19 protein-coding genes are annotated in these 22902 nt (G+C 57.8%); 15 read left to right on the top strand and 4 right to left on the bottom strand.

Translation table 11 applies throughout. From position 1 onward, the window contains the following. Nucleotides 1-11 precede the first annotated feature (11 nt). From QSJ80_RS11980 to QSJ80_RS12030, 11 genes are all read left to right on the top strand, one after another. Nucleotides 12-1583 carry a general secretion pathway protein GspF gene (locus tag QSJ80_RS11980; protein ID WP_285764697.1) on the top strand — a complete coding sequence of 524 codons (1572 nt, stop codon included), beginning with the start codon at nucleotides 12-14 and terminating at the stop codon, nucleotides 1581-1583. A 9-nt stretch (nucleotides 1584-1592) separates the two neighbouring features. Then, complete coding sequence (locus QSJ80_RS11985; protein WP_285764698.1) at nucleotides 1593-2609, top strand: FAD:protein FMN transferase; 1017 nt, start codon at nucleotides 1593-1595, stop codon at nucleotides 2607-2609. Nucleotides 2610-2719: 110 nt separating this feature from the next. Next, nucleotides 2720-3241 (top strand): AraC family transcriptional regulator, encoded by a 522-nt coding sequence (locus QSJ80_RS11990; protein ID WP_285764699.1) that lies wholly within the window; start codon nucleotides 2720-2722, stop codon nucleotides 3239-3241. A 19-nt stretch (nucleotides 3242-3260) separates the two neighbouring features. Continuing rightward, complete coding sequence (locus tag QSJ80_RS11995; RefSeq protein WP_285764700.1) at nucleotides 3261-5126, top strand: hypothetical protein; 1866 nt, start codon at nucleotides 3261-3263, stop codon at nucleotides 5124-5126. Further along, the gene (locus QSJ80_RS12000) at nucleotides 5123-8017 is read left to right on the top strand and encodes a hypothetical protein (RefSeq protein WP_285764701.1); all 2895 of its coding nucleotides are present in this window, start codon (nucleotides 5123-5125) and stop codon (nucleotides 8015-8017) included. The genes QSJ80_RS11995 and QSJ80_RS12000 overlap by 4 nt, the downstream gene beginning before the upstream one ends. After that, the gene (locus QSJ80_RS12005; protein WP_285764702.1) at nucleotides 8004-8621 is read left to right on the top strand and encodes a tetratricopeptide repeat protein; all 618 of its coding nucleotides are present in this window, start codon (nucleotides 8004-8006) and stop codon (nucleotides 8619-8621) included. The genes QSJ80_RS12000 and QSJ80_RS12005 overlap by 14 nt, the downstream gene beginning before the upstream one ends. Then, a complete protein-coding gene (locus tag QSJ80_RS12010; protein WP_285764703.1) occupies nucleotides 8618-8956 on the top strand; it encodes a hypothetical protein in 339 nt (112 codons plus the stop codon). The genes QSJ80_RS12005 and QSJ80_RS12010 overlap by 4 nt, the downstream gene beginning before the upstream one ends. Before the next feature lie 95 nt (nucleotides 8957-9051). After that, on the top strand, nucleotides 9052-9726 hold the full coding sequence (locus QSJ80_RS12015; protein ID WP_285764704.1) for a MotA/TolQ/ExbB proton channel family protein: 675 nt from the start codon (nucleotides 9052-9054) through the stop codon (nucleotides 9724-9726). 11 nt (nucleotides 9727-9737) lie between these two features. Then, entirely contained in the window at nucleotides 9738-10247 is a 510-nt protein-coding gene (locus QSJ80_RS12020; RefSeq protein WP_285764705.1) for an ExbD/TolR family protein, read from the top strand. A gap of 14 nt (nucleotides 10248-10261) precedes the next feature. Further along, entirely contained in the window at nucleotides 10262-10798 is a 537-nt protein-coding gene (locus QSJ80_RS12025; protein WP_285764706.1) for an ExbD/TolR family protein, read from the top strand. After that, nucleotides 10798-11751, top strand: coding sequence for an AgmX/PglI C-terminal domain-containing protein (locus tag QSJ80_RS12030; protein ID WP_285764707.1), 954 nt, complete (start codon nucleotides 10798-10800; stop codon nucleotides 11749-11751). The genes QSJ80_RS12025 and QSJ80_RS12030 overlap by 1 nt, the downstream gene beginning before the upstream one ends. Nucleotides 11752-11830: 79 nt before the next feature. On the opposite strand, the gene putA is transcribed toward QSJ80_RS12030, so the two are convergent. Next, nucleotides 11831-15043: a bifunctional proline dehydrogenase/L-glutamate gamma-semialdehyde dehydrogenase PutA gene (putA, locus tag QSJ80_RS12035; protein WP_285764708.1), complete on the bottom strand. Its 3213-nt coding sequence runs from the start codon at nucleotides 15041-15043 to the stop codon at nucleotides 11831-11833. Nucleotides 15044-15191: 148 nt separating this feature from the next. On the opposite strand from putA, the gene QSJ80_RS12040 reads away from it, so the two are divergent. The 3 genes from QSJ80_RS12040 to QSJ80_RS12050 are packed head-to-tail and all read left to right on the top strand — an operon-like array spanning nucleotide 15192 to nucleotide 17844. Next, nucleotides 15192-15695: an Lrp/AsnC ligand binding domain-containing protein gene (locus tag QSJ80_RS12040; RefSeq protein WP_285764709.1), complete on the top strand. Its 504-nt coding sequence runs from the start codon at nucleotides 15192-15194 to the stop codon at nucleotides 15693-15695. 46 nt (nucleotides 15696-15741) lie between these two features. Beyond that, nucleotides 15742-16671 (top strand): DMT family transporter, encoded by a 930-nt coding sequence (locus tag QSJ80_RS12045; RefSeq protein ID WP_285764710.1) that lies wholly within the window; start codon nucleotides 15742-15744, stop codon nucleotides 16669-16671. A gap of 15 nt (nucleotides 16672-16686) precedes the next feature. After that, nucleotides 16687-17844, top strand: a complete 1158-nt coding sequence (locus QSJ80_RS12050) for an acyl-CoA dehydrogenase family protein (protein WP_285764711.1) — start codon at nucleotides 16687-16689, stop codon at nucleotides 17842-17844. Nucleotides 17845-17928: 84 nt separating this feature from the next. Here QSJ80_RS12050 and QSJ80_RS12055 read toward each other — a convergent pair whose 3' ends face one another. The 3 genes from QSJ80_RS12055 to QSJ80_RS12065 all read right to left on the bottom strand — a co-directional run bounded on the left by QSJ80_RS12055 (nucleotide 17929) and on the right by QSJ80_RS12065 (nucleotide 21196). Beyond that, entirely contained in the window at nucleotides 17929-18654 is a 726-nt protein-coding gene (locus tag QSJ80_RS12055; RefSeq protein ID WP_285764712.1) for a hypothetical protein, read from the bottom strand. A gap of 78 nt (nucleotides 18655-18732) precedes the next feature. Next, a complete protein-coding gene (gene greB, locus QSJ80_RS12060; protein WP_285764713.1) occupies nucleotides 18733-19236 on the bottom strand; it encodes a transcription elongation factor GreB in 504 nt (167 codons plus the stop codon). Next, the gene (locus tag QSJ80_RS12065) at nucleotides 19229-21196 is read right to left on the bottom strand and encodes a S9 family peptidase (protein WP_285764714.1); all 1968 of its coding nucleotides are present in this window, start codon (nucleotides 21194-21196) and stop codon (nucleotides 19229-19231) included. Before QSJ80_RS12065 ends, greB begins: the two co-directional genes overlap by 8 nt. A gap of 227 nt (nucleotides 21197-21423) precedes the next feature. Between QSJ80_RS12065 and QSJ80_RS12070 the strand changes: the two genes are divergently transcribed. Beyond that, on the top strand, nucleotides 21424-22890 hold the full coding sequence (locus tag QSJ80_RS12070; RefSeq protein WP_285764715.1) for an alanine/glycine:cation symporter family protein: 1467 nt from the start codon (nucleotides 21424-21426) through the stop codon (nucleotides 22888-22890). The last annotated feature ends 12 nt before the right edge of the window (nucleotides 22891-22902 follow it).

The raw sequence follows: 22902 nt of genomic DNA on the forward strand, positions 1-22902 counted from the left end.
GGTAAGGAACTATGAAAAAGAAAAGTTTTCAGCCGGACGAGCCGCTCGTCTACCCCGATCATCACAGGCCTGTAACCCGTCGAGATTTTGTCTCGATGGGGTTGCGAGCGGGCCTTGGCACCATGTTCGGAGGTTCTGTATTTTCCCTGTTCGCCAATCCGAACAAGGCATACGCCGGCCTTTCCAGTGATCTGGAGGCTCTGCGCAGCCAGTGTGGTGTTAGCGCCACCGGTGCTGGCAAGATTCCGTTTATCTGTTTTGATCTCGCCGGTGGGGCCAATATTGCCGGCTCAAATGTGCTGGTGGGGCAGGGCGGTGGCCAACTCGATTTCCTCAGCGCCAGTGGCTACTCCAAGCAGGGGCTCCCGGGCGATATGTTGCCCTCGATTGCCAATGTCGACGGAGGCAGTGACTTTGTCGATACCACACTCGGACTCGCCTTCCACAGTGACAGCAGTATGTTGCAGGGGATCCTGGACAAGGTTGCGGGGGGCACGGCCCTGGCGACCAACGGCGCGGTGATTCCCGCTCGTTCGGAAAATGACACCGGTAATAATCCGCACAATCCGATGTATGGCATCAACAGGGCCGGTGCCAACGGCTCTCTGCTGGCGCTTTGTGGTTCTCGTACCAGTGATTCCGGTGGCAATTCCATGGCGCCCGCGGCAATGATCAACCCGGAGGTGCGTCCGACCAAGGTCGACAGGCCCAGTGACGTGACCGGCCTGGTGGATGTTGGCGATCTGGTAGGGCTGCTCAGCCAGGACGATACCGTTGCAGTGATGGAGTCCATGTATCGTATCTCCAATAACAAGTTGGGGCGGGTAAATACCCAGGTGACGCGCGATGCGGTGATCAAGGATCTGGTGAAGTGCGGTTACATGAAGAGTGCCGATCTTGCCGATCGGTTCGGTGATCCATCGGCGCTGGATCCGGTACTGGATCCCGATATTGTGGGTCCATCCGGGATCTTCACCATCGATGAATTCGATAATGACAGTGAGTTCCGAAAGACTGCTTCCATGATGAAGCTTGTGGTCAACGGCTATGCCGGGGCGGGCACTGTCACCATGGGTGGTTATGATTACCACACCGGCGACCGCGCCACCGGCGAGCGCCGCGACCTGCGTGCCGGCCGCTGTATTGGTGCCTGCCTCGAATATGCAGCGCGTATCGGGCGCCCGCTGATGATTTATGTCTTCAGCGACGGCTCGGTATTCTCCAATGGCATGACAGATGATTCGGTTGACGGGCGCGGGAAGGGTGTCTGGACCGGAGATAACCAGCAGACTGCAGCCTCGTTCTTCCTCGTGTACAACCCTGCCGGGCGGCCGCAGTTACTGGGTGGTACACCGGAGCAGCAGGCGCGTCACCAGCAGCTGGGATACATGCGCGCCTCGGGTGATGTGGAAACGGGCTCCAGTCCGGCCGCGAACAACGTCAACCTGCTGGTGGAAACCCTGGTGCTCAACTATATGGCGCTGCACGGCGAGCAGGGCAACTTTGCCAGCCTGTTCCCGGGGCATGGTCTCGGGAATGCCGCGACCATGGATGCCATGACGGCGTTTGCCCCGATCGTGTAGGTTCTTACGATGAAGCTGTATCCCTCAAGAATTGTTGCGGCAGCCTGCCTGATATTACATAGCCTGGTTGCATCGGCTGAGTGGCATTACGACAGTCAGCCAGTCATGGGCACAGAGGTGACAGTGCAGTTCTGGCTTGAGGATAGCGGCAGTGGCGGACAAGCCGCGGCCGCGCTGGTGGATGCGGCAATGGCAGAATTCCGTCGTATCGACAGGCGTTACTCGCCTTATCGGGAAGACAGCGAGCTGTCCCGTGTCAACCGCGAGGCGGCGTCAGGCCCGGTAGAGATCAGTGCGGAATTCGTACAAATAATCGACAAGGCGCTCTGGTTCAGTGCGCAGACCGAAGGTGCATTTGATATTACGTTTGCCTCCGTAGGGCGGCACTACGATTTCCGCGAGGGCAGCAAGCCCGATACTGAAACCACCGCTGCCGCGCGTGGTGGCTTTGATTTCCGGAATTTGCAGTTGGACCGCGCTGCGCGCACTCTCCGATTTGCCCACCCCTCAACCCGTATCGACCTCGGGGGCATTGCCAAGGGCTATGCCGTTGATCGCGTCGTTGATCTGCTGGCGACCGCGGGGGTGAAGCACGCGCGCGTGAGCGCCGGCGGGGACAGTCGCCTGATTGGTGACAAGCGCGGTGAGCCATGGGTAGTTGGTGTGCGTCACCCCCGAGACAAGTCAAAGAACGTGGTGCTGCTGCCACTGGAAAATACTGCGATCTCCACTTCCGGCGATTACGAGCGCTATTTCATTCTGGAAGGCAGGCGCCTGCATCATATCTTCGACCCCGAAACTGCAGAGCCCACGGAAGAGGGCGACGATAAATTGATCGCTGTGACAGTACTTGGCGAAAAAGCATTCGATACAGATCCGTTGTCGACCTCGCTGTTTGTGCTTGGCAGGGAAAAGGGGCTGGCCCTGGTTAATCGACTTGACGGCGTAGAAGCGATGGTAATCGGCAGCGATCGCAAAGTTTATTTCAGTCGTGGACTTGAGCAATTACCTGCGAGTAAGCAATAATTTTTGGTTGTTGAGTTTATCGACTTTTTTTGGGGCCCATACGAAGTATTCATTGCGCCACAGCGTGTGACAAACTATTGGCGACACAAGAGTATTTTAGTAGGAATGTAATGCGGACATTAATTAAGCTGTTGTCTGTTTTCGCGCTGGTATCCGCTAGTGCGATTACATATGCGAACGAAAATAATACAGGTGAGCAGGTTGAAGCACTGAAGCGAGAGGTGCTCAAGCTCAACCGCGATCTGCTGATCCTTGAAGAAGACCTGCTGTATCCGGCGCAAACCCAGGTTTCTGTCTATGTCTCCATGGACGTCGGCACCTTCTTTGAGCTGGAAGGCATCAAGTTGCATATCAACAACAAGCTTGTTGCATCACACCTCTACACCAATCACCAGCTCACGGCGCTCGCTCGTGGCGGTATGCACCCGTTTTTCAAGGGCAACCTTCCGCGTGGCAAGCACGAGGTAACGGCCTATTTCACCGGCAAGGGCCCCGAGGGGCGCGACTACAAGCGCGCGGCAACCTTGGTGGTGGATAAAAACGATGAGCCGGCGGTAATCGAACTTCGCATCGCGGACTCGGCAAGCAAAGAGCAGACCCATTTCTCTGTGGTCAAATGGCAAACCCCTTAAGTTACCAGGCGAATTAAACGTGCGGTTTTTCGGTTTTGTAATATCCCTGGCCGCCCTGGTGCTCCCTTCGGCTGCCCTGCAGGCGGCAGAGAAGAATGAGAAGTACACTGCGGCACAGGACCTGTGGTACGGGGCGAGCCTGTTCGAGTACTACCAGGGCAACCACTTCAATGCACTGAGTAAACTGATGGTGGCCCAGGAGCGCGGCCAGCTTCCGGTGCACGGGGAGAGTGCCGAGCTGATCGAGGGTGGTCTCAGTCTCGAGTTTGGCCTTGACCGGCGTGCTGCGGAGCTTTTTCAGAAGCAGTTCGAAATTTCCTCCCGTCAGTCAGCACTGCTTTCCAGGTTTACTGATAATGCCTGGCTGAATATCGCAGATCACACCTATCGCGAGGGCCTGTTCGGGGAAAGCTACCAGTTCCTGGAGCGCATCAGCGGTCGTGCACTGGATGACCCGGAACGGCGTGAAGTGCAAATCCGCCTCAATCTGCTCCTGAAAGAAGGCAAGCTGGAAACCGCCGAACGATTGATCCAGACCGCGCTGCTGCCCAATGAGGCCGGCGCGCTGGCCTACATCAACCTGGGCGGCGCTCGGGCACGGGTCGGCAACTTTGCTGCGGCAACCATTAGTTATCGCAAGGCACTGGATATTGTTGCCGAACTGGATTCCGCCGAGGCGCGGGTGCTCCAGGACAAGGCGAATATGGGTAATGGCTTTGCGCTGGCGCTCATGCAGCAATATATGCCTGCTGTACAGGCATTTCAGGCAGTGCGCCTGAATACGCCGTGGTCAGAAAAGGCCATGCTTGGCCTCGCGTGGGCAGCCGCGAGTGACGGCGAGTACCTGCAGGCGGCGGGCGTACTCAAGCACCTGACGGAGCGGGAGGCCCTTTCGGTTCAGGTTCAGGAGGCGCTTTTTGCACTGCCATACAGTTATGAGAAGCTCAAGCGACCCAACCTGGCACTCGCGGCGTACAGGCGCGCTGCGGAAAAATATTCGCAAGGGTTGCGAGAGCTGGAGCAACTGGAGGCTGGCCTGCGAGAGGCCGAGTTTGAATATGCCACAGGCCCGGATGGCTCTACGCAGACACTTTCATTCCCGTCCGTCATTGTCAAAAATCACTTTTACCTGTCGCCCGTCCTGCTGAGCGATACGTTCCGTCTTCAATACCGCGAGTTGCAGAATCTGTTGCAGATGCAGGCCGTAGTACAGGACTGGCAGGAGAAGTTACCGTTTTTTGCAGACAACCTGCGAGAGCGTGAAGCCCGCCGCGAACGGACCCTGAAGACTTACGAGAGTGCCCAGTTCGATGCGGTCCTGGATATTCAGGAGAAAACACTGAAGACGGTGCTCGCCGAAATAAAGCGCATCAATGAAAGCCGCGATTACTTTGCGCTGGTGGACGACGTTGAGATGCTTGAGCTGTTGTCCATGGTGGATGAAGCCGAGGCGAGATATGAAAAGCTGGCCGGGCAGGGTGCTGCCTCGGAAGAGCAGCTGCTGACTATTCGCCGCGCGCGTGGCATTCTGCTCTGGAATGCGAGCGAAGCGTTCAGCGAGAGAAGCTGGCAGGCACGCAAACAGGCCGCGGCCTTAATCTCATCCGTTCAGGAAGGGCGCGAGCTTTATCGATCCGTAAAGAAGATCGCCGAAACTGCCCCCAGCATTCAACAAAAGCGTACCCAGATCCAGCAGGCTGAATCCACACTTCGGACACAGGAAGAGGCGTTGGCCCAGGCCATTGGCCAGCATGAAAAGCGGGTGCGAGCGGCACTGGTGGGCGAGGTGCAATCCCAGGCAAAAAAATTACGTGACTATCTCGGCCAGTCACAGCTTGCCATAGCGAGAATCTATGATGCGTCGCAGGCCGGAGGTATGCAGTGAGCAAGAGTGTGAATAAGGATTTTGAAGGCACGCCCCAGTTGAAAGAGTCGATGGTGTTTAGTCGCACCGCTAGCGGCCGCTGCGTGTTGGCAGTTGCAATTGGAGCGGTCACCCTCGCCCTCGCGGGCTGTCCGTCCCAACAGGTACAGACCCTGGCGGATCTCGCAATCGTGGAGCTGCCGGAGGAGCCGGAGGTTCAGCTGCCCACGCTGGATGTTTCCAGCCTGCAGGACAGTTATCAAACCGCGCTTGCAAACACCACGGATCCTGCGGCCAGGCGCCTGATCAACCTGCGCCTCGCGGACTTGGAGGCGGAGCGGCTGGAGCAGTTGCAGGCCGATAACCCGGGGCAAATTGTAAAATTTGACAGTGCCATCGAGAAATATCGCGCGGTGCTAGGTGAAACCGCTCAAGCGGGTGGCTCCGAGTCTGACCTTGCCTACCTGAACTACCAGCTGGCCAAGGCCTATGCAATGCAGGGTGACCAGGAGCGCTCACTGGATGCGCTTGGCCAGGTGCAGCAAGTGGAAAAAGCGTCGCCATTCTTTGTCGAGACGCTATTCCGGCGTGCGGAAGCCGATTTCAATGCAAAGAATTATCGCGCGGCCGCACAGGGCTACTGGTCTGTTCTATCCCAGGGGAACTCCGTCTTTCGTACTAACGCGGAGTACATGTTTGCCTGGTCCCAGTTCAAATCCCAGAATTATCGTCCGGCTGCGCAGGGATTTGTTCGCCTGCTGGACTATCTGGCAGAAGGCGGTTCCTTTGAAGAGCTGGAAAGCGGTAAGCAGCGCCTGGTAGACGACAGCCTCAGGGTACTGGCCATGAGCCTCAACTATCTGGGAGGCTGGGAGCAGCTTGAGGGTATTGCGAAAAACGGTAGCCAGAGAAAATTCCATTCCCTCCTGTACAAGACGCTGGGTGACTGGTATCTGGAGAAAGAGCGCTACGAAGACAGCGCCAATACCTACCTGGCCTACGTGAATCACTATCCTGTTTCTGAAGCGGCCCCGGGCCTGCACCTTGCCGCCATTGAAGTGTATCGGCGCGGGAACTTCCCTTCCAAACTGATTCCGGCCAAGAAAACCTACGTAGAAAATTACGGTATTCATAGCCCGTACTGGGCTGCAGCAACAGCGGATGCGCGTTCGGGCCTGCAGGCCACACTGCACGCATTCCTGCAGGAGCTGGCGAAGTTCGAGCATGCGCGTGCGCAGTCACTCAGTGGCGCGGGCGGCAAACGACAAGGTGCCGACGCCAGGATCAAAGCCGGCGCACGTACCGCCTACCTGGCTGCGGCAGGCTATTACGAGCAGTTTGCCGAGACGTTCCCGGCAGATACGCTTACGCCAGAAATGGTTTTCCTGAGTGCGGAAGCACTGCAGCAGGCAGGTGACCACGGTCGCGCCTACAAGGCATACGACCGAGTCGCCTACGAATTTGGCAAGCAGGGGGCAGAACAGCGGGCCGCTGAGGCCGGATATGCCGCCATTCTTGCGGCCGACAGGATGGCGGCATCAGATGCGGCTGCCCAGGCGTCGCTCTGGCAGGACATCAAGACCGAGGCCAGCCTGAAGTTTGCGGATACCTTCCCGGAAGACGCCAGGGCGCTGGCGGTGCTGATCGGTGCTGCGGACAACCTGTTCCGAAAAAATGCCTATGAGCCGGCGCTGCAGGCTGCCGGTAAAGCACTTGATTGGCAGCCGGCGCCGCGTGCAGGCCAGAAAGAAACACTGTACCTGATTGTCGGGCACAGCCATTTCGAATTGCAGTCCTTCGCCGAAGCCGAAGCGGCGTACAGTAATGTACTGGCGCTGCCGAACCTGAAGGCCACGAAGAGGGCGGATATCGTAGAGCGCCTCCAGGTTGCCATTTACCAGCAGGCACAGGAATTGCTGGCCGCGGGCAACAAGCAAGAGTCGATTGCTGAACTGTTGCGGGTGCGGCAGGCAGGCAATAGTCCGACCGCGTCCGCAGCGCAGTACGATGCTATCAACCTGTTGTTGGAGCTCGAGGACTGGGGACGTGTGATTGCCGAAGTGGCAGATTTCCGCATGCGCTATCCAAAACACAAGCTGGTTGCCACGCTGATGCCAAAGATGATCCTTGCCCACGAAGGCAGCGGTGACTGGGTTGCGGCGGCCGGTGAACTGGTGCGCTATGCAGACAGCGATGTCGATGAGGAAACCCGTCGAGGAGCACGTCTGGTTGCGGCCGAGCACCTGGAGAAGGCAGGGGAGATCAAGCGCGCGATCGCCCTGTATCGTGATTACAGCCATGCCTACCCGCAGCCGATGGACCAGCAACTGGAGGTCCAGTTCAAGCTGGTTAATCTTTACGAGGCCGAGGGAGATGTGTACAAGCGCAATTTCTGGCTGAAAAAGCTTGGGGCCAACAAGGGTGAGGGAGATCGTGCGCAGTACCTGAAAGCCTATGCCCTAAGTGACCTGGCGGCGCAAAGCTACGAGAAGTTCCGGGCTATCAAGCTGACACTGCCATTGCAGAAGAGCCTCAAAGACAAGAAGCGCGCGATGGAAGTAGCAGTGGCCGATAACCGCAAGGTCATGGACTCCGGTATCCAGGCGTTTGCAACACGCGCAAACTTCGAAATTGCCGAAATTTACCAGCAGTTGAGTCGGGACCTCCTCGATAGCGAGCGCCCCGGTAACCTGTCCGACCTGGAGCTGGAACAGTATGAAATCCTGCTCGAGGAGCAGGCCTATCCCTTCGAGGAGTCTGCCATCGAGCTGCACCAGGTTAATGCGCTGCGTACTGCCGAGGGTGTGTACGACGAGTGGGTGAAGCGTAGCCTGGCGTCTTTGCGTGAGCTGCTGCCGGTCCGTTACAACAAGCAGGAAAAAGCACTGGAGTGGAGCGATGAAGTTTACTAGGTTTTTATTGCTTTGCACCGCAGGTGTTCTGGTGAGCGCCTGTGGCCAGGTTGCCACCAAGCCCCAGGCGCCTGCCGAGTTTTCAACAGTCAAGGTGGCCAACCCGTACCTGCAGTCGCAAGTGGCGGTGCCGGAAGCTGTACTGGCGCGAATGGCTGAGGCCAAGACCGCCAAGGAGTCTGGAGAGCTTGTGCGAGTGCTGGAAATCCTTGATGGGGTCAGCACTGAATACCCGAACCTTTCCGGTCCCTACCTCAATGCCGCGATTGTGCACGGCTTGCTGGAGCAACCACAGGAAGCCGAACAGAAGCTGCGTAAGGCAATTTCGGTAAACCCGAAGAATGTATTTGCCTATAACCAGCTTGCAGTCCTGCAGACAGAAAATGGCCGATTCGAAGATGCGGAAAAGAGTTACCAGGCGGCACTGGCCATCTGGCCGTCTTACGCTGATGCGCATCGCAACCTGGGCATTCTGTATGACCTGTACCTGAATCAACCCGCTAAAGCGCTCAATCACTTCCGCACCGCCAAGGCGCAGGCGGAGGATGAAGACAAGCAGCTAAACAACTGGATTGTCGAAGTCGAGAGGCGGGTGCAGCAATGAGATCGGAACTGAAATTCTTGCAGTCGGCGCGTCGGCACACGTTGTTGCTGGGTATTGCTCTTTGCGCAGCTGCCCCGGCGTTCGCACAAGACAAGGTTGTGACGATGGAGTCCACGATCACGGGCAATGTCGAGCAACCCAAGATTCTCTACATAGTGCCGTGGCAGAAATCGACGAGCCTGGAAAAGATCCCCAGCAGCCTGGCTGTGACTGCGGAAGAGGTCTTTGGTCATCAGGAATATGGAGAGTTCCAGCGCGAAGTCCAATACCGGACAGAGATCACGGCGACGGCCGCGCAGGCAGTGCTAAATAAAGACAAAGACAGCGCTGAGTAGTTGCAGGCATTTACTGCAAACATTTACTCAAGTAGCTAACAACCAATAACGCTTAATCCACAACATACAACCAATAACTCAAGAGCTAGGAAGTTATGAATACAATCTTGCGTTTTTTCCAGGACGGTGGCCTGTTTATGTACCCGATCGCGCTGGTCCTAGTCATCGGGCTTGCGATCGTCATCGAGCGCTGGATTTTCCTGAATGCCTCGCAGCGTAAGAATCGTCGTGCCTATGAAGCGATCATGCCGATGCTGCAGAAGAAAAATTTCTCCGGCGTCCTCAAAGTCGCCAGGGATGACACCTCATCCATGAGTGCGGTGCTTGCTTCGGGTGTGGAGAGCATGCAGTACTCCCGCCGTCGCGAGGACATCGAGCACGTGATGGAGGAGGGCGTGATGGAGAGCATGACGCGCCTTGAAAAGCGCACCGGCTACCTTGCTACCCTTGCGAATATCGCGACCCTGCTGGGCCTTCTGGGTACCATTATCGGCCTCATTGCGGCATTTACTGCGGTAGCGAATGCCGATCCTACGGAAAAGGCTTCGCTGTTGTCTGCCAGTATTTCCGTGGCAATGAACACCACTGCATTCGGCCTGACTTCAGCGATTCCGCTGTTGCTGTTCCACACCATGCTGCAAACCAAGACCAATGAGATTGTTGATGGTCTGGAAATGGCCGGTGTGAAGTGTCTGAACCTGCTGTCCCGTATCGGTGCCGCAACCAGCAATGCCGCACCTGCACCCTCAGGTGCCACCGCGACAGCCTGATTGGGTGCGATATGAGAATCCGACGTCGATTTAATGCTGAGGCCGACCTGGATATCACATCCTTTATGAACCTGATGATTATTCTGGTTCCGGTGCTGCTGCTGAGCATGGTTTTTTCGCACACTTCGATCCTCAAATTGAACCTGCCGCCGCTTTCCGATGGCAGCTCCAGTGATGAGGAAAGCAAATTGCTGGAGGTGGTGTTGCGGGATGAACATATCGATGTGAACTACCCGGCCGGCCTGCGTGTGCGTCGAATCGAGCACGTAGAGGGCGAGCCCCAGTTCAAGGCACTGTCGCTGGTACTTCAGGAAGTGAAGCGCCAGTTAAGGGAAAAGGGCGTAGACAAGAAAGATGTGATGTTGCTGTCCGAACCTGATACCAGCTACCAGACACTGGTGTCCGCGATGGACACAGTACGCAGCTATCAGGCGGTCGTGGTAACGAGCGTTGTGGAAGCCGAGCTTTTCCCGGAAGTGTCACTGGGTGACGCCCCTGAGCCAGCCGCCCCCGAGCAGTAAGCGGAGAATAGATTTTGAACACGGAATTGCGCGCGAAGCGTGCCCAGAGAAGAGCGAGGCGAGGTGGGAATTCCAAACTCAACCTGGTTTCCCTGATGGATATCTTTACCATCCTCGTGTTCTTCCTGTTGTTTAATTCTTCAGATGTGGAAATCCTGCAGACGGACAAGTCCATCAAGCTGCCAGATTCGGTGGCTACCGAGAAGCCCGATGTGACTGTCGTTGTGAGGGTCAGTGCGGACCACCTGTTTGTGGGTGACCGTGCGATTGCCGAAATCAGCAAGCTGCCGCAGGATGCCGATGAGATCGAGCCGCTCTCAGCTGAGCTGAAGTATCTGGCGAGCCGTGCGGGGAAGCCTTCGGCAACAGTCCAGGAAAAAGGCCGCAGTATCACCATCATGGGCGACAAGGAGCTGCCGTATGCGCTGCTCAAGCAGATCATGAATACCTGTGCGAATGCCGACTATCGTGATATCGCCTTTGCAGTCAGTCAGACCAAAGCGCAGGTTATCGAGGGCGAATCGCCGGTGACTGAGCTGGAGGCCGGATAATGCAGTCTGTTTATCCGCAAGGCGGCTACGCTTCACTGGCGTGGCCTGGCTCTCACGAGGAGGACTCGCGTTTTCAGCGTATCCTTCGTGGCAGCCTGATCGCATTTGCGTTGCTGGCGGTTGTAATTTCCTTCGTACCGGTACCGGAATTGAGTCGGGAGCAGGCAGAAAAGCTGCCGCCGCAACTGGCCAAAGTGGTGCTGGAGAAGAAGGAGTTGCCCAAGCCAAAGCCCGCGCCCAAGCCGAAGGTGGAAAAGCCGAAGGAAGAGAAAAAGCCTGAGGAAAAGAAACCGGAGGAGAAAAAGCCTGACCCCAAGGTGGAAAAGCCGAAGCCAAAACCGGCCAAAGTGGAACTGGCACGGGAAAAGGCCAAAAAGAGCGGCGTCCTGCAGTTCCAGGATGACCTGCTGGCGATGCGCGACGCAGTCAATGTCAGTGATATTGCGAGCAAGAGCCTGACCCGTGGCGATGCCACGGCTAAGAAGCTCAACCGCAATATGATCAGTGACAAGTCACGCACCGTCAGTGGCGGCGTCAATACCGGTGGTCTCAGCACTGATACCGGTGGCGTGGCGCTGGCCGGCAGGGAGACGACGGTGGTTGAGAGCGATCTCGCCAGTGGCGTCGCTGCAGAGCAGGTCAAGAAAGCCCGCAAGCAGCAGTCTGCCCGTACGGATGAATCCATTCGTCAGGTGATCGAGCGGAACAAGGGTGCGATCTTCGCGATCTACAATCGCGCGCTGCGCAGGAATCCGGCCCTGGCTGGCAAGCTTACAGTGCAGATGGTAATCCAGCCGGATGGCTCCCTGTCGGGTGTGAAGGTTGTGCAGAGTGAGCTGGGTGATTCAGGCGTTGAGCGCAAGTTGCTGGCGCGTATCCGCCTCATCAACTTCGGTGCAATGGATGTTGGCGTGACAACGCTGAATTATTCGTTCGACTTCCTGCCTTCCTGAGGAATTTTCCTGGCAGCAATAAAAAAAGCCCGGCAGTGCCGGGCTTTTTTTGTTTGGGCGCTGATGCCCTTGAGTGGAGCTACTGTCCGAGGGTAAACAGCTGGGTGTTACCCCCGGTGGCCACAGTGTTGACCGTCTTGGTTTTCTCCGTGGCGAAGCGGAACAGGTAGTGCGGGCCGCCGGCTTTCGGGCCGGTTCCCGACAGGCCCTGGCCGCCAAACGGGTTGGCCCCGACCACCGCACCTACCATGTTGCGGTTCACGTAACAGTTGCCGACTTTCACACGCTTGAAGACGGCGTCAGCACGGCCTTCGATACGCGAGTGCAGACCGAAGGTGAGGCCGTAGCCAGTATCGTTGATCCGCTGGATCAGGCTTTCCAGATCCTTCGCCCTGAAGCGCACCACATGCAGGATCGGGCCGAACACTTCGCGCTCCAGCACGTTCAGGTCCGCAATCTCGAACACGTGCGGGCCGACGAAAGTACCTTGCGAAGGGATCTTGTCGCCATCTAGGGCGAATACGGTCTTGGCTTCGCGCTTCATGCGGTCAATGTGGCGGAACAGCATTTGCTGTGCGTCGCTGTCGATGACCGGACCAATGTCTGTCGCCAGTTTGGCAGGATCACCAACGACCAGCTCCTGGCAGGCACCTTCCAGCATCTTCAGCAGGTTATCCGCGATTTCCTCCTGCACACACAGGATGCGCAGGGCAGAGCAGCGCTGGCCGGCACTCAGGAACGCAGAGTTGATGACATCGTCCACCACCTGTTCGGGCAGGGCAGTGGAGTCCACGATCATCACGTTCTGGCCGCCGGTTTCTGCAATCAACGGCACTATCTGGCCATCGCGCGCGGCAAGCTGCATGTTGATGACTTTTGCGGTTTCGGTGGAGCCGGTAAAGGCCACGCCACTCACACGCAGGTCGTCCAGCAGGGGTTTACCCACGGCAGCGCCTTCGCCGGTCAGCAGGTGCAGCACATCTGTCGGTATGCCGGCCTTGTGCATCAATTCCACGGCGCGCGCGGCAATCAGCGGCGTCTGCTCCGCCGGCTTGGCGATAACGGCGTTGCCCGCGGCAAGGGCGGCGGCAACCTGGCCGGTAAAGATCGCCAGCGGGAAGTTCCACGGGCTGATGGCAACGAATACGCCGCGCCCATGCAGGCTTAGCTGGTTGGCTTCGCCGGTCGGCCCCGGCAGCTCGATCGGTTTGGCGAAGTGCTGGCGCGCCAGATTGGCATAGTAGCGGCAGAAATCCACCGCCTCCCGTACCTCGCTGATGCCGTCGTTCAGGATACGACCTGCCTCGCGGGAGACCAGGGCAATCAGTTCGTCGGTGTGGGCTTCGTACAGGTCGGCAACGGCATCTAAAATTGCAGCCCGTGCCTCTCCGCCGCGACGGTCCCAGGTAACCTGGGCGGAGTTCGCGGCCTTGAGCGCCAGGTCGATCTGTTCTTTGCTGGCATTGCCAGTTTCGCCGACCAGCTCGCCGGTGGCGGGGCTGCGTACTTCGGTATCACCCCCCTGCTGCACGCCATTGATAATGGACGCGCCCTTGTAGGTTTTGCCCGCATTCTTCTCGACATAGGCGAGCAGCGGATCCGAGTCGCGTTCGTCGGTCAGTTCCAGGCCTTTTGCATTCTTGCGCGGAAGCGGCTCGTGGCCGATATAGATATCCGCCGGTACCGGGATCTGCGGGTGGCGGTACGGGTCGCAGGCCTCGCTCAGCTTGATGGTGTCCTGGACCAGTTCGTCCACCGGAGTCTTCTCGTCCATGAAGCGATTCACGAATGAGCTGTTGGCGCCATTCTCGAGCAGGCGACGTACCAGGTACGGCAGCAGGTCCTTGTGGGCACCAACCGGTGCATACACGCGCACCGGAAGCTGGCGACCCTGGACGGCCTCGATCTGGGCATAGAGCAGGTGGCCCATGCCGTGCAGGCGCTGGAATTCAAAGTCGTCCCGATTGCCCGCCAGTTCGAGGATCAGGCCCACGGTATAGGCGTTGTGGGTTGCGAACTGCGGATAGATTGCGTCCGGCGCTTCCAGCAGGATCTGTGCACAGACCTGGTAAGAAAGGTCTGTGTGGCACTTGCGGGTATACACGGGGTAGTCGGTCAGGCCCATTTCCTGGGCATGCTTGATCTCGCTGTCCCAGTAGGCGCCTTTCACCAGTCGTACCATGAGTTTGCGCTGGGTTTCGCGGCCCAGTGCAATCAGCCATTCCGCCACACGCGGCGCACGTTTCTGGTAGGCCTGCAGTACAAAGCCCAGGCCCTGCCAGCCGGCAAGGTCATTGTCACGGGCGAGTGCTTCAAATATGTCGAGGGAGATGTCCAGGCGATCTGCTTCCTCGGCATCGATATTCAGGCCCATGTCATGGCGGGCCGCCGCTGCGCAGAGCGCTTTCACCATCGGCAGCAATTCAACCATGACGCGCTCACGCTGCAGGTAGCTGTAGCGCGGGTGCAGGGCGGAAAGCTTGATGGAGATGCCGTTGGCATCGGCGACATTGGATTTGTTGTTGCTCTTGCCAATGACTTCGATCGCATCCATATAGGCGTCAAAGTAGCGTTTGGCGTCTGCCATGGTGCGCGCGCCTTCGCCCAGCATGTCGAAGGAGAAGCGGGTGCCCGGTACATTCTCTGCCGGCCCGCGCTTCAGTGCCTCTTCGATGGTACGGCCCAGTACGTACTGGCCGCCCATGATTTTCATGGCCTGCATCATGGATGTGCGCACCATGGGTTCGCCCATGCGGCTGACCAGGCGCTTCATCCAGTGGGATGGGGTTTCCGTGATGTCCGGGTCGAGTTCCACGATGCCGCCGGTGAGCATCAGGCCCCAGGTGGAGGCGTTCACGAACAGGGAATCGGACTGGCCACGGTGGCTGCTCCAGTCACCGGAGTGGACTTTTTCGGCGATCAGCTTGTCAGCCGTATCGGCGTCTGGCACGCGCAGGAGTGACTCTGCCAGGCACATCAGGGCAACCCCCTCTTTATTGGAGAGCCCGAACTGTTGCAGGAACGCGTCCAGCATGCCGCGCTTGCTGCGGTGCTCACGCGACTTGTGTACAAGGTCACGCGACTTTTTCAGGATCTCGCTACGCTGGCTGTCTGAGGGCCTGCGGGTGGTCAGGAGTTCTGAAACGCACTGGTTTTCATCGGCGTGCAGGTAATCGCGCACGCGCTCCCTCAGGTCATTCAGATTCGGTACTTTTGCATCGAAGATGGATTCTTTCTGGGACTGCACTTGACGCTCACTCTTGATGATGACATTTGCTGACTGGTAGGGCATTTCACGCTCCGTGTGGCAAAACCTGAAAACACAAACAGGATTTTGGTCTGGATTATGCCGTATCAGCCTCAGAATTAATCCCCATAATGGGAAAAAGTGTGGTTAAATATAGTGCTCATGTTCCTAAAGGCCAGCAGGGTATATTGCTATGTCGAGAGCTTTGGAAGACCTGGACCGGATAGACCGGCAAATTCTGCGCATCCTGCAAAAGGAAGGGCGCATGGCAAATGTAGAACTGGCGCGCAGGGTAAACCTGAGTCCCACGCCGTGCCTTGAGCGCGTCAAGCGCCTCGAGAGAGAGGGCTTTATCCGTGACTATGCGGCCATTCTGGATCCTGTCAAGGTCCACGCTGGCCTCGTAGTGTATATCCAGGTGACGCTGACCAACACTGATACCGCCTCCCTGGAAGAGTACAACCGGCGTATCTCCGAGCTCGACGAGGTCCAGGAATGTCATATGGTGGCGGGCGGTTTTGACTACCTGGTGAAGATTCGCATCAAGGACATGATGGGGTACCGGCGTTTCCTCGGTGAAAAGCTGGGGTCCATCCCCGGCGTGCGGGAGACCCATACCTACGTTGTAATCCAGGAAGTGAAGAGTGAGACCTCTGTCGCTGTACCGGATCCGGAGCCACGCAAGAGCAAGCGCTAGTCATAGTGCGATCTCGCCAATTGACTGACGAACAGGAAAGGTTGCTATGGCAGTTTCGCCGGTGAGTAGTGCTGCAGCAGAGGCGGGCGGCAGGGACCGCGAGCGCAGGGCTCTGATCTATGGCCTGGCGGCTGTGCTGGGCTGGTCGACGGTGGCGAGTGCATTCAAGGTCGCGCTCGGCTACCAGTCACCGTTGCAGCTGGTGGCCGTCGCATCGCTGGTCTCCACGCTGGTGCTGGCCTTTGCGGTGATGCGCAAGGGGCTACTGCCAAATGTGCGCGTGGCCTGGCAGAAAAACTGGCGGTTCTACCTGGTGCTGGGTTTCGTCAACCCGTTTCTTTATTATTTCGTCCTTTTTTCCGCATACGAATTATTGCCCGCGCAACAGGCCATGGCCCTGAACTATTCCTGGGGTGTCACCATGGCACTGCTGGCGGTGCCGGTGCTCGGCAACCGATTGCTCGGGCGTGACCTTGCCGCCTGCCTGATCAGTTATTTTGGTGTACTGGTAATTGCAACGGGCGGCGATCTGCTGGGGCTGAAGTTCGATGCACCTGTCGGCGTTGCACTTGCGCTGGCCAGTACTGTGCTGTGGGCCTCTTACTGGCTTTTGAACACGCGGATGGGGGGTGTGCCGGCGGTAAACCTGTTGCTATGTTTCCTGTGTGGCCTGCCATGGCTCGTGTTAGCGCTTACCGTCACCGGTGACTGGAGCTGGATGCCGCTACAAGGCTGGCTCGCTGCGGTTTACGTTGGTCTGTTCGAGATGGGCATTTCTTTCCTGCTCTGGCAGGCGGCGCTGGCCAATACATCACATGTGGCCAGGATCAGTAACCTGATTTACCTGTCGCCGCCGATTTCCCTGGTGCTTATCGCGTTGATCGTGGGTGAGCAAATCAAGGCCTCCACTGGCGTGGGGCTGATATTCATTCTTGCCGGTGTGGCGCTGCAGCAGCTTCGCCGGAGAAATAAATAGGCAGTTGGTATTGTTATGGATTTTGCGCTTACAGAAGAACAACAGCTGATTCAGGATACTGCACGGCAGTTTGCTGACAATGAGCTGAAGCCGATCGCGGCCGAGCTGGACAAGACTGGTAATCGAGAGTTATTGCTGGACCGCCTGAATCAGCTGGCAGAGCTTGGCTTTATGGGGCTCAATATCGATCCGCAATACGGCGGCACCGGTGCGGGTACGCTGGCCTTCAGCCTGGCAATTACCGAACTGGCCCGCGGCTGCGCGTCGACGGCAACCACCACTTCGGTGACCAATATGGTTGCGGAAGTAATTCAGGCGACTGGCTCGGATGCGTTGAAAGAGTATTTCCTGCCGAAGATCTGCAGTGGCGAATATGCCGCCGGTGCCTTTTGCCTGACTGAGCCTGGTTCCGGATCCGATGCCGCGGCGATGCGCACCCGTGCAGTCCGCGATGGTGACGACTACATACTGAATGGCAGCAAGCTGTATATCAGTAGCGGTGAATACGCCGGGTGTTTTGTGGTCTGGGCCGTGACCGACAGCAGTGCGCCCAAAGGCAAGGGTATTTCCTGTTTCGTGGTGGAAGCGGGTAGCCCGGGCCTGATCATCGGCAAGGCTGAGGACAAGATGGGGCAGAAAGCTTCGGTAACCAACTTCGTGGCTTTTGAGGATTGCCGGGTTCCGGCCGCCAATATGCTGGGCGGTGAAAACCAGGGCTTCCGTATCGCCGCTGGTGAACTGGCCGGCGGTCGTATCGGCATTGGCTCCCTTGCCCTGGGTATTGGCCTCGAGGCTATGGATGTAGCGCGGGCCTACATGCTGGAGCGCGAGCAGTTCGGCAAGACACTGGCCCAGTTCCAGGGCTTACAGTGGCAAGTTGCTGATAAATACACCGAGCTCGAGTCAGCGCGGCTGTTGCTGTTGAAGGCTGCATGGGAAAAGGATGCGGGCCTGCCATTCGGGCCTACCGCCTCAATGGGTAAGTTGTTTGCCAGTGAGAAAGCCAATGAGGCTTGCTACCTCGCATTGCAGATCCATGGTGGTGCCGGGTATACCAAGGAGTATCCGCTGGAGCGTATGGCGCGTGACGTGCGTATTACCACCATCTACGAAGGCACCAGTGAGATCCAGCGTTTGATCATTGCCCGTCACCTGCTGCAGGGTGTGCGCTGATCTGTTGAATTGTCCTGCAGTGAGCAGGACCAGGGCATTGACCAGGAGCCCGTCAGGAGTGGCGGGCACCTGTGCATTCCTCTTTTAGAATTCGAGCATGAATATCAGTTTCCAGAGCCGGTCCGGTGTCTCCTGGTCCATGCCGAAGATCACTCCGAACTGCCACTCAACTGCGGTGCTTTCGGATACGTCATATTCCCCCAGCAGGACAGGGCCCGCGCCTTTCTGGTCCTTGGCGAAATAGACCTCCAGCGCTGGTTTGAAGTGTTTGCTGTATTGGTGTCGTAGCTGCCCGGCGAACCCCGCTTCCCATTCGTTTTCAATGCCGCTGCCCCAGGCATACTCCAGCGACAGGTTGGCAACCGCTGCCCAGTGGTGGGTCTCATGCATGGCGAGCAGGGCAGTACGCTGCTCCCATTCGTTTTCCTCGGTGTTGCGACCCAGTTCGAACAGTACGCCCCAGTTGGTCCCCGGGCCCTCATGTTCCGTCAGCTGCCAGATCAACTCCGCCTCGAATCCGGTCAGGTCGAGCCCATCGCCCTTGGTATCCATACCAATGGCATAGAACTCAAACAGGAAGTCATCATTCAGGGCGTGGCCATAGCCCAGTTTGTGGAAGGCCTGCTCCTCGGCATCTGCGTCATCGTCAAAGACAAGGCGGTATTCAATCTCACGCTCGTCTGCCTCTACATGGGGGGTATAGATCTTGTCGACATCGGTGATATCGGCGATACAGTGCTCGTGCCAGAAGAGGAGGGGGATCGTGCAGGCACAGACGCAGGCACAGGCGCGGGACAATCCTTGTCGCATACTACTTCGCCAGTTTACTTCTCAACAAATAACTAAAAAACTATAGGAGAGTTTAACCCGGCGTGTTTTCACGCCGGGTCAGGCTTCCGGGTAGCGTATATCGGCGATGAAATATTCCTGTGTAGACTCTTCCGTACGCACAACAATGTCATCATCGACCTGTTTGCCGAGGAGTGCGCGCGCGAGCGGTGAGTCCATGGAGATAAGGCCCCTGGCGACGTCGAATTCGTCGGGGCCGACGATGCGGTACTCGACGAGAGAGCCGTCTTCTTTTTCCAGTTTTACCCAGGCGCCAAAATAGATTTTGCTGGTGTCCTCAGGGGGGCGGTCCACCACATTCAGCTCTTCCAGGCGCTTGTTGAGAAAGCGAACCCGGGAATCAATCTCGCGAAGACGCTTCTTGCCATAGATGTAATCGCCGTTTTCCGAACGGTCCCCGTTTTTTGCGGCCTCGTGGACCGTCTGCGTGACCTTGGGGCGTTCCACTTTCCACAGCTGAACCAGTTCGTGCTGCATGCGCGCTGCACCTTCGGGAGTGATGTAGGGAGAGCCGCGCCTGCGCGGCGGGCGCCACCTACCCACGGAGAAACTCCGCATTCTGTATTTCTATATCCGGCTTTGGGCCAGTGTACGGAAAGTCGAACAGGTTGCTGTAAAAATAAAGCTCACCTTCGAGCGCCGCCTTGATGTTCTGGCCCTGCCGGAATCCGTGGCCTTCCTCCGCGAAGGGTACGTAGGCAACCGGAATCCGCTTTGCGCGCAGTGCTTCCACCATCGTCTGTGCCTGTGCCGGCGGGACAACCTTGTCTTCCAGTCCCTGGAAGAAAATCACCGGGCAGTCCAGTTTTTCAATGTGGTGGATCGGCGAGCGCGCCCGGTAGGTTTCCTCAGCCGCGGGCCAGGGGCCAACCAGTTTGTCCAGGTAGCGTGACTCGAACTTGTGCGTGTCCTGCGCAAGTGCGGAAAGGTCTCCGATGCCGTAAAGCACTGTGCCGGCGTTAAAGGTGTCGTGGAAAGTCAGGGCGGCCAGTACGGTGTAGCCGCCGGCACTCGAGCCCTTGATCGCAAGCTGCGACGGGTTCGCCAGGCCTCGCTCAACCAGCATCCTGGCGGCAGCGCAGACCTCCTCCACATCGAGGATGCCCCAGTTGCCGGCGAGGCGCTCCCGGTAGGCGCGGCCGTAACCGGTGCTGCCCGAGTAATTCACATCGAAAACGGCGAAACCCCGGCTAGTCCAGTACTGGATTTTCAGGTTCAAACCAGTCTCGGTTGCACCGGTGGGGCCGCCATGACTCAGGACGATGAGCGGAGGTGCCTGGTCTTGGCGGATGCGGTAATCCCGGTTTGTTGGCGGGTAATGGAAACCGTGCACTTTGCGCCCGTTGCAGTCGAACGTTTCGGGCTCGGCGACGGAAATGTAACCGGGATCTATCTCGAAGCGTGCACTGGAATGAATCGGCTGCGGTTGTTGTGGCGTGTCACGGTGCAGCCGGTAAATGGCAGGTGCGCTGGTTGCGCTACCGCCGATAAACGCACCATTGGCGTGACTGCAGCTGACCGACTGTATGTCGCGGCAATCGCTTTCGATCATGGCATGGCTGCCATCGCGCAGGTTCAGCCGGGCCAGTGACCAGCTGCCATCCTCGGTAAAGCAACACAGGATTTCGTTCTCACCTGTAAACCCGTAGGTGCGCATGCCGAATACCCACTGCGGTGTGGCAAACTCTGCCGGGCGTTCCCACAGGCAGGAACACTCACCATTGCGCCAGGCGTACAGGTTCCACCAGTCATTGCGGTCCGATACGAAAATCAGCTCCCCCCGTGGCGACCATTCCGGCTGGAAAATGGACTCGTTACTGTCTCCGGCAATGACCTGTTCACTCTTGATGGCGCCTTTGGCGTCCAGCGTTGCGAGAACAAGTTCGGTTCCGTCCCATGGCATATTGGGGTGATACCAGCGCAAAAAAGCAAAATGCATACCGTCCGGCGAAATGCGCGGCGTGGAATAGAAGTCGGCGCCGCTTGCAAGCACCTCCGGTGCGCTTTGCGGCCTGGCAAGGTCGATGGCAACGAGCCGCGCTTTTTCTTCTGTATGTGCGGTATCTCCGGCAAGTTCCTGCACGGCAAGTAAACGGTTGCGGTGCGGATCCAGGGTAAGGTCCGCATAGCGGCACTCGAGCTCCGGCGTTAGCACTTCCGGAACGGCGCCCGGTACCAGTGCCAGGCGGTAAATGCGCTGGTCTTCACCCGCGACAAAGAAAACCTCCCCGGCAGTTGCCAGGTAGCTTCCACCGCCGTATTCGTGTGCGCGCGAGCGGATGCTGATGGGCGCCGGATTGATGTCGCGAAACTCGCCATCACGAAACTCTACAAGCACGCAGCGCCCCTTTTCGGCGGGGCGGGTTTCCAGCCAGTAGACCCGGTCTTCCACCATCTGGGTCTCTGCGAGGCGGACCTGTGCGCCGGCGAGCAGGTCCGCGGAGACAGGGGACTGCCAGCTGCCGTAAGGCGCATCGGATGGGTTGCTTTCGAGCTTTGCCATAAGTGTACTTTGATTCAGGCACGGATTCTGTCCGGCTATTTTGCCCGTCCGCCGGCAGGGGCTCAATCCCCCTGCGGCGGGCTGCTAGGCTAAGGTTTATAGCGCGCCAGTTAATTGCGCCGCAGTCCTATCGACTGCTGTACGTGTGATAGTCATGTTGCGTGCGTTTACGCAACAGGGCGTGCGCCTGCCTGTCAGGTGCGCGCCACAGGGGCCTGGAGACCAAGATGGAAACACTCTCGCATATTGTCCAATGGGGCAACTCCATTACCTGGGGCGGGATCGGTGGCATCTGGTGGCTGGGTATCCTGATTGTGGCGCTGTTGCCCATCGGTTTCTACTTCACCGTCAAGACGCGTTTTATCCAGTTGCGTTCCTTCGGGCACCTGATGCATGTGATGCGCCAGAGCTTCAAGGCAGAGAATGAGGGGGGAGTGTCCTCATTCCAGGCGTTCGCGACCAGCGCTGCGGCGCGAATCGGCACCGGTAATATCGCAGGTGTGGCCGTAGCAATCACCGCGGGTGGGCCGGGCGCCATCTTCTGGATGTGGATGGTTGCCATTGTCGGCATGGCCACTAGCTTTATCGAAAATACGCTCGGCCAGGCATTCAAGGAAAAGGGTGAGGTCGACGGCACCTTCCGGGGTGGGCCGGCCTATTACATCGACAAGGGGCTGGGACACCAGTGGAAATGGCTATCGGTACTCTTCTCGATCTTCCTGGTCATCAGCTTCGGGTTTTTCTTCAACGCGATCCAGTCAAATTCCATGTCGGACGCGATCAACGAGGCATGGGGCACAGACCCCATGTGGGTAGGTGTCATTATCGCGGTTCTCGCTTCGCTGATCGTGTTTGGCGGGATCAAGTCCATCGGCAAGTTTGCCGGCCTGGTAGTGCCGGTAATGGCGCTGAGCTACCTGGCTATCGCCTTTCTGGTCATCATCCTGAATATCGGAAAGCTGCCGGGGGTACTTGCGGAGATTGTCACCAATGCATTCGGCATTCGGGAAGCGGGGGCGGGCACCTTTGGCGCGGTGATTGCGAGCGGGATCAAGCGCGGGCTGTTTTCCAATGAGGCCGGCATGGGCAGTTCCCCCAATGCGGGGGCAGCGGCGGATGTCAAGCATCCTGCGGTGCAGGGCTATGTGCAGATGGCTTCGGTATTTCTGGATACGCTGATGATCTGTACAGCTACGGCGGCGATCATACTGCTCTCTGACGCCTACCTAACCAGCGAAGTGGCGGGTGTCACCCTGACACAGCAGTCGCTGAGTGATGCGGTCGGTGGCTGGGGTGCAGATTTTATCGCGCTGGCACTGATCTTCTTCGCCTTCACTTCCATCATCGCCAATTACTATTACGCCGAAACCAATATCTACTTCATCTGGCACAGCAAGGCGTCGATCTGGATCTACCGTGCGTTGTTTATCGGGTTCATCCTGTTTGGCGCCTACGTTGCAGACACGGGCACCAGTGCCAACTTCGCATTGCTGTGGAACATGGCCGATATGTCCATGGGGTTCATGGCCTCCCTGAATATCTTCGCGGTTACGTTGCTGTCCGGGGTCGCCTTCAAGCTGTTGAAGGACTATGAAGAGCAACTGGCGCAGGGGATCGATCAGCCGTCGTTCGATGCCAGCAAATACAATATCAAGGGCATCGATACGGAAGTCTGGAACGGTGGCCGCAAGTAGCGTCGGTTCCAG

The sequence above is a fragment of the Biformimicrobium ophioploci genome (assembly GCF_030270605.1).
Classification (GTDB): Bacteria; Pseudomonadota; Gammaproteobacteria; order Pseudomonadales; family Cellvibrionaceae; genus Biformimicrobium; species Biformimicrobium ophioploci.